Annotated in this window: 2 protein-coding genes and 1 pseudogene; all 3 read left to right on the top strand. The window is 47.5% G+C overall.

The window, feature by feature from the left end:
• On the top strand, nucleotides 1-242 hold a 242-nt coding region (locus ACTNB3_RS17770), incomplete at its 5' end, for a hypothetical protein (protein WP_441027283.1).
• The gene (locus tag ACTNB3_RS17765; protein WP_075671618.1) at nucleotides 212-697 is read left to right on the top strand and encodes a PcfB family protein; all 486 of its coding nucleotides are present in this window, start codon (nucleotides 212-214) and stop codon (nucleotides 695-697) included. The genes ACTNB3_RS17770 and ACTNB3_RS17765, both read left to right, overlap by 31 nt.
• Nucleotides 697-1,032: pseudogene (locus ACTNB3_RS17760) on the top strand (VirD4-like conjugal transfer protein, CD1115 family); the annotation flags it as partial. The gene ACTNB3_RS17765 and the pseudogene ACTNB3_RS17760, both read left to right, overlap by 1 nt.
• Nucleotides 1,033-1,146: the final 114 nt, after the last annotated feature.

Below are 1,146 nucleotides of genomic sequence, written 5' to 3'. Positions count from 1 at the left end.
GAATATATTATCCTAGAGATTTCTGTATCAATCAAAGCCTAACGGCTGTTCAGCTTCGCATTTCGGCCGTTTTGCTCCGCAAAACCGGCCGTTGGGACGCGCCATATGCAGATTATCAGTCATGCCAATGTTGCCAGAGGAAATCTGTATTACGACCGCAGAGATATGGCACGATGACCCTCATTCTACTGCTTGCAGGAGGTGATGATTCATGCAGGAAGAAGTTGAAAACAGGACGATAAATCTGGCAATCAGCACGACAAGGCTGACTGCTCGAAGTATCATTGCCGGTATTCGCAAATATTTGCAGCACCGGGAAAAGGTCAAGGCGAGAAAAGGAACCAGAGATACGGCGGTTCACGGAAAGCAATCCGTGAAACAGCTGCTGGGACAGAATCAGGGTGCCACCAATGTGGAAATTGATAAGGATGGCATCCGGGATTTTGAAAGGCTCGCCAAGAAATACGGTGTGGACTTTGCCGTAAGAAAAGATAAGTCCGTTGATCCTCCCCGTTATCTTGTCTTTGTCCGTTCCAAGGATGCAGATGCCCTGGATGCTATCTGCAAGGAACATCAGGCAAGGTCATTGACGAAGGATAAGAAACCGAGCGTTCTGGCACAGCTGAAGAAGTTCAAAGAGATGGTAGCAGCTATCCCCAGGAAGGTTCGGGAAAAGAAACAGGAGCGTGATTTGTGATGAGCAAAATCAATTTGAAAAAGCTCCTGATTCTGAACATCCCGTATATTCTGGTGGGATTGTTTGCAACGAATTTTGGAGAAGCATGGCGGTTGGCTGAGGGTGCAGATTCTTCTGCAAAAATCCTCAGCTTTTTTTATGCCCTTCCGGTTGCCCTGGGCAATCCACTCCCCAGCTTTCATCCGCTGGATTTGCTGGTGGGAATTGCCTGTGGCGCAGGGCTTCGGCTTGCGGTTTATCTGAAAAGCAAAAACGCCAAGAAGTACCGGCACAATGTGGAGTATGGTTCTGCCCGTTGGGGTACAGCCAAAGACATTGAGCCATTTACTGCTCCAAAGTGTCGTCTCGCAAAATAAAGTTCCTGTCTCCTGCACAAAAACAGCGAATTATTATATCAGTTCCATAATGATGTCTCTTTGTACGTGCCTGTAATTACGGCGCGCTTTTTT

Source organism: Bariatricus sp. HCP28S3_D3 (assembly GCF_052065755.1).
Taxonomy (GTDB): Bacteria; Bacillota; Clostridia; order Lachnospirales; family Lachnospiraceae; genus Allocoprococcus.
The sequence above is the reverse complement of the archived record's forward strand: the minus strand, read 5'-3'. Positions and strand labels throughout refer to the sequence as shown.